Source organism: Microvirga yunnanensis (genome assembly GCF_025460875.1).
The window spans coordinates 24821-34778 of the sequence record NZ_JAMXFI010000080.1; the positions used below are offsets into that span (position 1 = coordinate 24821).

Consider the following 9958-nt stretch of genomic DNA (forward strand, 5'->3'; position numbering starts at 1 on the left):
ATGCCGCGCTCCTCCATCTGATGGGCACACGCTCCCAGACCCCCAGCTGCGCCCAATGTGTGGCCGTCTGAGCTGCCCGCTACCCTGAGCCCAGTTCAGCTGGGCGGCCCGCCACTTGGCACTCCTCCCAGGCTACCAGGGAATGGCCCCAATGGTCCGCCGCAGGTCCTGCAGCCGTGTCTCACCTTTCGGATGGTACTGCTCCACTAGCGGATCCAGCATCGTCGAAACTACTTGTCGGTGATCATGCAAACGGAACTATGTTACAACCGCAGCGAGCTGCAGCCCCGAAACGAGAACAAAGTACCTGGCCGGAAATGCCATATTGCCGCTGGCGCGTCGGACGAGCAGGCATGTTTCAAGGACAATAGTTAAAGGCGGAGGGAACATAGCGTAGGGATCGGTGCAAGCGGCTTAACTAATCCGACGCGCTGGCGCCAACTCATTATGTCAGTGTTTCCGCACAGTGCGGGTTCGGGGAAGTTTTTAATACTCCCGATTCTCACGATAAGAGGCCGAGTCTATTCCGTGACGTTTCAATTTATCGTAGAAAGTTTTACGCGGAATTCGAAGTCTTTCCATTACTTGTTGCATATCGCCGCGATGTTCCTGTAAGGCTTCACGAATTACGGTTGCCTCGTAGCGGCGCACCCTTTCAGCAAGACTTAGGGTTGGTGCAGTCCCACTTCTTTGACCTGATACAACCGAGGTTTTCTGTGTCGGCTCGAGCCCTAGGACGACGCGGTCAGCGAAATGAACGAGTTCGCGAACATTGCCCGGCCAATTGTGGCCCATGAGATGGTCACGCACGGTCGCGGTCATCTCCGGCACTGGACGACCGAAACGTTTGGACGCGCGCTCGAGGAAATGGCCGAAAAGTGCCAGAACATCTTCCGGACGTTCGCGAAGTGGTGGAATGTGTAACGTCACGACGTTCAAGCGGTAGTAGAGGTCCTCCCTGAAATCTTTGCGGATCAATGGATTGCCGAGATCGATCTTCGTCGCAGCGACAACACGAAGGTTGATCCTTCGGGTTTCATTGGTGCCGAGCGGCGCAATCTGCCGGGTTTCGAGTACTCTGAGCAACTTCACTTGAAGCGCGGGCGGCATAGACTCAATTTCATCGAGGAAAAGCGTCCCACCGTCTGAATGCTCCATTCTGCCAATCCGGCGCTTCCGCGCTCCTGTGAAAGCGCCTGCCTCGTGTCCAAAAAGCTCGCTTTCGAAGACACTTTCTGGTAGCGCGCCGCAATTTAGTGCGACAAAGGGCTTCGTACGCCGCTTGCTCCATTGGTGCAGCAACTCGGCGACTACCTCTTTGCCGGTCCCTGTTTCTCCTTCCACGAGGACGTCTACATTAGTATCGGCAATTTGGCTGAGCGTCTCGCGCAGCCGCTTCATGGCCGGCCCATTCCCGATGAGCGGCATATCACCAGCGGATAGGACGACCGCGTCCTGTAGCCGTCTGGTTTCCAGAACCAAGTGCCGCTTCTCCGAAGCACGGTGCAGTGTCTCTAATAGTCGCTCCGCCGCATATGGCTTCGCAATGAAATCGTATGCGCCATCCTTGATCGCGGCGACAGCCAATCCAACGTCGCCATGTCCGGTGATGAGGACGACCGGAATACTCGGATCGATCCTCTTCACCCGTTCGAAGAGCTGGAGCCCGTCGATTCCAGGCATGCGAATGTCGCTCACTATAGGCCCTTCGAAGTTCTTATCTATTGTGGCGAGCGCTGACTCGGCTGAGCGGAAAAGGATCGGTACGAAGTTGGCAAGCTCCAGCATCTGCCTGGTTGCCCGTAGCAGGTCCTCGTTATCATCCACAAATATGACCGGTCTTTTTTCAGCACTCATCCCGCACGCCTCAGCTCGACCGTGAACGAAGCCCCTTTCTCATGGTTTGCATCGCGACGCAATGAGCCACCGAGTCCCCGTGTGATCCCTTTCGAAATGACCAGGCGAACACCGAGGCCGTTTTCTTTGTCGATAGCAAACGGTATGCCTAGGTTCCGGCAGATGTTGAGGGCGAGGCTGGGACCGACATCCCGATCGGACATAGCGACTACTTCTCCCATCTCGGCGAGCGCGATTTCGACCAGAGGCTCCGGCTGTGCCTCCAAGGCGCTGAGTGCATTCTGAAGAAGATTGACGAGGCTCTGCGCCAACTGGAGGCGACTTGTCATCACCATCGGAGACGAGGCGGCCGGCTTTCGTTCAACGAACACCCGGGAACCGCGAATTCGGTGAGACACGAGTGACAGCGTGTCATCGATCACCTCTTCTGATAGGGTTTGACGTAAGCAGGAAGGATGGGGCGAACATCGTGACCGGAGGCTATCAGCGTGCGCACCCATTGGTGAGCGGTCGCGCAAGCCTCCAATCCGATCCGGCAACGGGATATGGTTCCAAAGAACCTCGGAGCCTGGCTACGACGCAGCGATTTGCGTCAGACGATCTTCCCGCTCCTGTCGGCCCCGCGCAACTGCGAGACATTCTTTCTAGTACCAGAACCCCTCGTGGCGATCTCCAACATCATGAGTGGCTCCTGTCCTGTTCTTCAACATGCCTAACTTGGCACGTTTGACGCTGGTGGTGGGCGCCAGCCACGACACCACGTTAGCTGAAACCGGGGGCGCTGGCGCGGTTACGATGATTTGCCTGCCTCGTGTCGAAACTCCCACGCCCAACCTCCGCCGCGCCATGCTGCTGAGGCGCTGAAGGTGGGTACCAACGGCAGAGCAGTGGGACTTAAGGAGGAACGAACGTTAGCGCCCACCGGCAGAAGGTCTCATAGCAGACGGCGATGCACGCTTGTGTAGCAACTCTTCGACGCGCCGGCGGCTTATTGGGGCCCGAAGGAGAGCCGTACCCAGCCGATGTCTATCTCGCGTGGGAAGTGATGGCGTTTCTAGCTGACGAACCTGCTCATGCCAGCCCATCTACCCGCCTGGTTTCGACCACGGAGTAAATGTGACAACACCGCGGGCATCCATCCCCCGTCAAACGCGCTCGCAGGCACCCTCGATCCAAGGGATGGATGCGTTTCATCCAAACAATCGATTTCACGGCGTGCGGTGATTGCTGCATGAATTTAACAAATGGCTTTTCTGATGCTGCAAGCTTTATGCATCGGGCTCCCACAACACTAGGCGACGTAGAGAGATACAATGCCCCCTGACGTGCGATGGAAACTTTGCTGGGAAAGTGAACTGCAAGTCGAAGATCACTCAGCACTTTCTGCATTCTTTCGTGATACTTACGGCCCGACGGGCGCGTTCAACGCGCAGCCCTTCGAAGGTGGGCGCAGCTGGGCCGGAGCGCGGCCCGAAATGCGGGTGATTGGCTACGACTCGCGTGGCATTGCAGCACACATGGGCCTGTTGCGACGATTCATCAAAGTCGGGGCCGTTGATCTCCTAGTGGGGGAGCTGGGGTTGTGGGGCGTCCGTGCCGACCTCGAAGGCCTTGGGCTTTCTCATTCGATGTTTACCATGTATCCGGAGTTGAAGCGGCTCGGAGTGCCCTTTGGATTCGGCACGGTTCGATACGCGCTGCACAGACACGTGGAAAGACTGTGCCGCGGCGGCATCGCGACCGTCCTCCCCGGGGTCCTCGTTCGCTCTACTCAAGCAGAGGTCTATCCCGATCTGGAGACCACGCGACTTGAAGACCCGCTCGTCGTCGTTTTTCCGATAGCGTGCTCGATGGACGAATGGCCCTCCGGCACTCTGATCGATCGTAATGGCCCAGAGCTATGAGACAACAGGATTGCATTTGCAACGTGTTGGGCCACGGTCGCGACCGTAGCGTCTATCTGACGTTTGACGATGGGCCGAACCCAATATGCACGCCTGAGATCCTCGATGTTCTAGCGGAACGACGCGTACCCGCGACCTTCTTCGTCATCGGCGCCTATGCTGCGGACCATCCAGAACTTATCCGGCGTATGTTTGCCGAAGGGCACGAGGTTGGTAACCATACGATGACGCATCCGGATCTAACGACATGTGGACCGGAGGAAGTTGAACATCAAATCATAGAAACAAGCAGAGCGATCAAGGCTGCCTGTCCCCAGGCCGGACCCAAATATATGCGAGCTCCATATGGGCTCTGGACTGAGGACGTACTAAGCATCTCGGCGCGCGCGGGACTAAAAGCCGTACATTGGTCCGTAGATCCGAGAGACTGGTCCCGTCCTGGTGTTAACGTAATCGCTGATGCGGTGCTGGCTTCAGCTCAGCCCGGCGACATCGTGCTGTTGCACGATGGGTGCCCCCCCAACGAGCTCGCGCAACAGAAGCTTTCGAGCCTCCGCGACCAAACGCTGATGGCACTTTCTCATATCATTACCGGACTGCATGACCGTGGCTTTGCTCTCCGATTGCTCTCCCAGCACAACTAACGGACGGTATCGCATGGACCTACTTGGCACAGCCGGCACAGTGACCATTTCATCGTATGCGCTTCTTGCGGGCGTCTATAAAGGGATGCAGGCATTGTATGCGCCCCCTGCGAGATCTCTCGTTGTCCCACCCACGAACGTCGCTTTAGATGGACTACCTAGCGTCGATGTGATTGTACCCTGCTTCAATGAAGATCCGGGTGTCCTCGCAGCATGCCTCTCGTCTATCGCAAATCAAGATTATACCGGACAACTGCAGTTTTACGTGGTGGATGATGGTTCTGCAAACCACGAGGATCTCGCGCGGGTATACATCGCAAATGCCAGGGATCCACGATTCAATTTAATTATTCTCCCAAGCAATGCCGGAAAGCGAAAGGCGCAGATCGCCGCGATTCGCCGCTCATCCGGTGACTTGCTGCTGAATGTCGACTCAGACACCACACTTGCGCCCGACGTGATCACAAAGCTCGTTCAGAAAATGCGGGATCCGTCCGTGGGCGCCGTAATGGGACAACTCGTGGCCAGAAATCGCAGCCACACATGGCTGACCCGATTGATCGACATGGAATACTGGCTTGCGTGCAACGAGGAGCGCGCGGCGCAGGCGCGCTTTGGTGCGGTGATGTGCTGTTGTGGTCCGTGCGCTATGTACCGCCGATCTGCACTGCTTTTGCTGCTCGACCAGTATGAGACGCAGCTGTTTAGAGGCAAGCCAAGCGATTTCGGCGAGGACCGCCATCTCACAATCCTAATGCTTAAAGCTGGTTTTCAGACCGAGTATGCCGCCGACGCCATTGCCGCTACAGTCGTGCCAGAGCGGCTCGCGCCCTATCTGCGACAACAGCTACGCTGGGCGCGCAGTACCTTCCGCGACACGTTCCAAGCACTGCGCCTGCTGCGAAGCCTCGACCGCTATCTCACGTTGGACGTGATCGGGCAGAACCTAGGGCCGCTGCTTCTTGCCGTATCAATATTGATGGGCATCGCACAGGTCGCAATGGCAGCCAGGGTGCCGTGGCTGACGATTGCCCTTCTAACGTTCATGACGATTATCCGGTGCAGTGTGGCTGCGCTTCGTGCTCGCCAGTTTCGGTTCTTAGGTTTTGCCGCTCACACGCCAATTAACCTTTTCCTCATCCTCCCCCTGAAAGCTTATGCGCTGTGTACGCTAAGCAACAGTGCTTGGCTCTCTCGCGCGTCAGTCTCTCAAAGCGCGGCCCGGGGTGCTGAAGCACCGTCACCTCAAACCCTACCAACGGGTCAGGATCCTTGGGAACGCCCGAAGCTTTGGCCAGCTTTGGATGTTGGGACTGACGGGGAGGCTGAGGGCGGGCAAACCTAACATCAGTCGAAGGGTGGGCGGCAGGAGGCACGGGATGTTGGACGACGAGAAGCCTTATCAGTTGCTGCATGATGAACTAGCCGCAGACGACCCATGGCGGCTTGATAGCAATCCATTCGAGCGGGAGCGACATAGGCAAATGCTGCGGCTGGCGGTGGCGCAGGAAACAATCGAGAATGGGCTTGAAGTTGGCTGTGCAGCTGGTGCGTTCACTGAAATGCTTGCGCCGCATTGTCAGAAACTCACCGTAGTTGATGTGGTGCCCCACGCGCTCGACCGAACCCGGCATCGCCTGAAGGACCCGCCGAATATCTCCTGGATAACCTGCGACATCCTCCGGTTCTCGACGCGAGAAGTATTTGACCTGATTGTTGTAGCTGAGGTGCTCTACTATCTCAACAGCGTCTCTGACATGCGAGCAGCCGTCCGCAACCTGGCAAAGATGCTCGCGCCATCGGGTCATTTAATATTCGGGTCGGCGGGGGATGCAAACTGCCGACGATGGGGACACGTGGCTGGCGCCGAGACCGTCATGACGATCCTTGATCAGGAACTCGTCCAAGTCGATCGTTTACGATGCGTTGGCCGATCCAATAACGAAGACTGCTTGCTTACCCGTTATCGCCACCCGGTTTCTCGCTGATCCGACTACCTTGTCAGATATGGAGATCTTATGCGCATCTGTGGAATCAAACTGACGCACGACGGAGCAGTCGCCCTCGTCGAGGACGGGAAACTCATCTTCTGCATTGAGGAAGAGAAGCGCAACAACAATCCTCGTTATAAACCCATTGAACACCTCGACGGGATTGTCCAAATCTTGAACGATCATGGTTTGAGCATAGGGGACGTTGACCAGTTCGTCATCGACGGGTGGGACGGAGAAGTTGAGTCAGAGTTCCAAGTGTTCAGCGAAGGTGCTCCTATTACTCTCAGGGGAGCTCCCTACGTCGAACGGTGTCCAGAGAACCCCTTAAAGCCACATGAGAGCTCAGGACTGGCGCTCAGCGGCTCGATTCTTTCTTACAAGAGCTTTCCGCACGTCATAGGACACGTAGTCTCCGCGTACTGCACCAGTCCGTTTGCCAAAACTGGGGAACCTTCGCTTTGTTTGGTTTGGGACGGCTGCATATTTCCTAGGCTCTACTATGTGGATCCAAAAGGAACTCGACTGATCAAGTGCCTCTTCCCGATGATAGGCCATGCGTATGCCGTTGCGGGCCATCACTTCGGGCCGTACAAGAGGGCAAACTCAACTGGCTGGGACTTGGGTGTCGCCGGAAAGCTAATGGCCTACATTGCGCTTGGCGCGGCTCGGGAGAACATCGTTAGCGTGTTTCGGGAACTCTACGACGAACATTTCGCTGGAGAAACGTCGCTTGCGGTCAGTTATCGAGAAAACACCCATAACGCAGACGAATTGCTTGCACGTGTAAATGGCTATTTCGATGCAAGCGAGTCTCGATTACAGTGCGAGAGTTCCGAAGATGTCCTTGCATCGTTTCATGTCTTCGTTGAGCGCCTTCTTGTTGAGGAGTTGACTAGCACTCTACAGACGCAGTCGCAATTTGGATCACGAAACTTGTGCGTGGCCGGCGGGTGCGGCCTCAATATCAAATGGAATAGCGCACTGCGAGCCAGTGGCCTATTTGACTCAGTCTGGGTTCCCCCATTCCCTAACGACAGCGGATCGGCTATTGGCGCCGCCTGCTGCGCACTTGCCGTTGACGGTGGTCTCTCTCCGCTCGATTGGTCAGTTTACAGTGGCCCAAAACTGAAGAACAGCGAGATCCCTCCGGGTTGGAAAACGGCTCGATGCAGCTTGGCCGAACTCGCCAGAATACTGGCATCTAACGAGCCGGTTGTTTTTCTTGCTGGCCGCGCTGAACTCGGGCCACGGGCGCTAGGGGGCAGAAGCATCCTTGCCGCGGCGACTTCATCGCAAATGAAGGAGCACCTCAACGCCGTGAAGTATCGCGAGGATTTCCGACCTGTAGCGCCAATTTGCCTGGAGGACCGCGCACAGGAGATCTTCGCCCCAGGCACCCCCGATCCGTTCATGCTCTTTGATCATACAACACGCCATGAATGGCGAGAGAGGATCCCAGCCGTAGTACACCTTGATGGAACTGCGCGACTTCAAACCATTTCGAGAAACGCGGAGCACGAAGTTTCGAAACTCTTAGCTGAATATGAAAGTCTTACGGGGATTCCTCTTCTGTGCAACACGAGCGCCAACTATCACGGGCGTGGTTTTTTCCCGGACGCCGCAGCGGCATGTGAGTGGGGACAAGTAAGCTACGTTTGGTGCGATGGCTTGTTGTTTACAAAGACAAGCGGAACCGATGTGTCCTTGGTGGCGTAGGAAGGCTTTTCGGCAAGCACATGACCGCGACAGCAATTAGTTTGGTTGACGTAACGAAAGCCTACAATGGCCGGACTGTTGTTGATCGGTTCTCGTTCTTCGTCAAAGCGGGAGAATGCTTCGGGCTGCTTGGGCCGAATGGCGCCGGCAAAAGCACCATTACGCGTATGGTCCTCGGTATGACGCCGCCCGACGTAGGTAAGATCACGGTGCTTGGCGCCCCAGTGCCTGCGCAGGCTCGTTTGGCGCGCGCTGGCATTGGGGTGGTTCCACAGTTCGACGACCTCGATCAGGAATTCACAGTGCGAGAGAACCTGTTGGTCTTTGGGCGCTACTTCAACATGAGCACCCGTCAGATCGAAGCCGTCATCCCGTCACTCCTGGAGTTTGCCAGACTTGAGGGTAAGGCGGACGCCCGGGCCGCGGAGCTTTCAGGCGGTATGCGACGGCGCCTAATGCTGGCACGCGCCCTCATCAACGATCCCCAACTACTCATATTGGACGAGCCCACCACCGGTCTCGACCCTCACGCCCGTCACCTGATTTGGGAGCGGCTGCGCTCTCTGTTGGGACGCGGCAAGACTATCCTACTTACTACTCACTTTATGGAGGAGGCAGAGCGGCTATGCGACCGGCTATGCGTTCTCGAAGAAGGACGCAAGATTGCCGAAGGGCGGCCCCAAGCGTTGATCGACGAGCAGATTGGCTGCCAGGTCATTGAGGTCAGCGGTGGCAATCCTTATGAATTGCAGGCGCTAATGAATGGATGCGCGCAACGCATCGAGGTAAGTGGGGAAACGCTCTTTTGTTATTCCTCCACTCCCGATCAGGTGCGACTACAACTACGGGAGCTTTCGGATCTGCGTCTTCTACAGCGCCCCCCCAACCTCGAGGATGTTTTTTTACGACTGACTGGGCGAGAGATGAAGGATTGAAACATGTGGGAAAGTTATGTGGCAGTTCTGCCCGCGAACTGGTTGAACTGGACTGCAGTGTGGCGCCGCAATTACATTGCGTGGAAGAAAGCTGCGCTTGTGTCAATTCTCGGTAGTCTCGGGGATCCGATGATCTATCTTTTTGGTCTCGGAACCGGTCTTAGCGTGATGGTCGGACGAGTCGAAGGAATGTCATACATTGCGTTCCTAGCGACTGGTATGGTCGCGACAAGCGCAATGACGGCGTCTACATTCGAAACCATCTATGCGGCCTTCGCGCGCATGCGCGATCAACGGAGCTGGCAGGCGATCTTGTACACGCAATTGACCCTCGGCGACATAGTGATCGGGGAACTTGTCTGGGCAGCGACTAAGGCACTTTTGGCCGGAACTGCGATTGCAACTGTCGCAGCCATTCTGGGGTATGCAGTGTGGTCATCCATTCTCTATGTCGTGCCGGTGATCGCTCTCACGGGGATCGCCTTTGCGAGTCTGGCAATGATCGTTGCGGCAATCGCGCCCAACTATGAGTATTTCATCTTTTATCAGACCCTGATCCTCACACCGATGCTGTTCTTGTCCGGTGCTGTCTTCCCGGTAACTCAGTTGCCCGCTAATGTTCAGCAGGTGGTGGCTTTCTTGCCGTTAGCACATTCAATCGACCTGGTTCGTCCAGCAATGTTCGGTCGGCCAGTCGCCGACGTGATGTTCCATCTTGGGGTCCTAGTCCTTTTTGGCGTAATGCCCTTCTTCATATCGACTGCGTTACTTCGGCGACGCCTAATGTCTTAGAGGCTGATGAGCAATTATCTTTCCTTTCGCGTGAGGCGGCGCAGCAGAATGCGGCTCATGGCGAGGTAAAGCAGCATCTCGCCGGTCTCGACCAGGCGTTCGTAGTCCTTGGCCAG

General features: G+C 56.4%; 9 protein-coding genes. 7 read left to right on the top strand and 2 right to left on the bottom strand.

The annotated features are described in order from the left end of the window. Positions 1 to 486 precede the first annotated feature (486 nt). Both NF876_RS29325 and NF876_RS29330 read right to left on the bottom strand, forming a co-directional pair. Positions 487 to 1857, bottom strand: coding sequence for a sigma-54-dependent transcriptional regulator (locus NF876_RS29325; protein WP_210805436.1), 1371 nt, complete (start codon positions 1855 to 1857; stop codon positions 487 to 489). Further along, positions 1854 to 2279 carry an ATP-binding protein gene (locus tag NF876_RS29330; protein ID WP_210805438.1) on the bottom strand — a complete coding sequence of 142 codons (426 nt, stop codon included), beginning with the start codon at positions 2277 to 2279 and terminating at the stop codon, positions 1854 to 1856. The genes NF876_RS29325 and NF876_RS29330 overlap by 4 nt, the downstream gene beginning before the upstream one ends. 891 nt (positions 2280 to 3170) lie before the next feature. On the opposite strand from NF876_RS29330, the gene NF876_RS29335 reads away from it, so the two are divergent. Genes NF876_RS29335 through nodJ form a run of 7 tightly spaced genes read left to right on the top strand, consistent with a single transcriptional unit; the run spans position 3171 to position 9842 of the window. Next, positions 3171 to 3761 (top strand): NodA family N-acyltransferase, encoded by a 591-nt coding sequence (locus NF876_RS29335; RefSeq protein WP_114948358.1) that lies wholly within the window; start codon positions 3171 to 3173, stop codon positions 3759 to 3761. After that, entirely contained in the window at positions 3758 to 4405 is a 648-nt protein-coding gene (gene nodB / locus NF876_RS29340; protein ID WP_210805440.1) for a chitooligosaccharide deacetylase NodB, read from the top strand. The genes NF876_RS29335 and nodB overlap by 4 nt, the downstream gene beginning before the upstream one ends. Positions 4406 to 4418: 13 nt before the next feature. Beyond that, complete coding sequence (gene nodC, locus NF876_RS29345) at positions 4419 to 5750, top strand: chitooligosaccharide synthase NodC (protein WP_262271830.1); 1332 nt, start codon at positions 4419 to 4421, stop codon at positions 5748 to 5750. Between the two features lie 34 nt (positions 5751 to 5784). Then, a complete protein-coding gene (gene nodS, locus NF876_RS29350) occupies positions 5785 to 6393 on the top strand; it encodes a nodulation methyltransferase NodS (RefSeq protein ID WP_162820782.1) in 609 nt (202 codons plus the stop codon). A gap of 30 nt (positions 6394 to 6423) precedes the next feature. Then, positions 6424 to 8115: a nodulation protein NodU gene (nodU, locus tag NF876_RS29355; RefSeq protein ID WP_210805444.1), complete on the top strand. Its 1692-nt coding sequence runs from the start codon at positions 6424 to 6426 to the stop codon at positions 8113 to 8115. A 20-nt stretch (positions 8116 to 8135) separates the two neighbouring features. Beyond that, complete coding sequence (nodI, locus tag NF876_RS29360) at positions 8136 to 9050, top strand: nodulation factor ABC transporter ATP-binding protein NodI (protein WP_210805446.1); 915 nt, start codon at positions 8136 to 8138, stop codon at positions 9048 to 9050. Positions 9051 to 9053: 3 nt separating this feature from the next. After that, positions 9054 to 9842 (top strand): ABC transporter permease, encoded by a 789-nt coding sequence (nodJ, locus tag NF876_RS29365; protein ID WP_210805448.1) that lies wholly within the window; start codon positions 9054 to 9056, stop codon positions 9840 to 9842. The last annotated feature ends 116 nt before the right edge of the window (positions 9843 to 9958 follow it).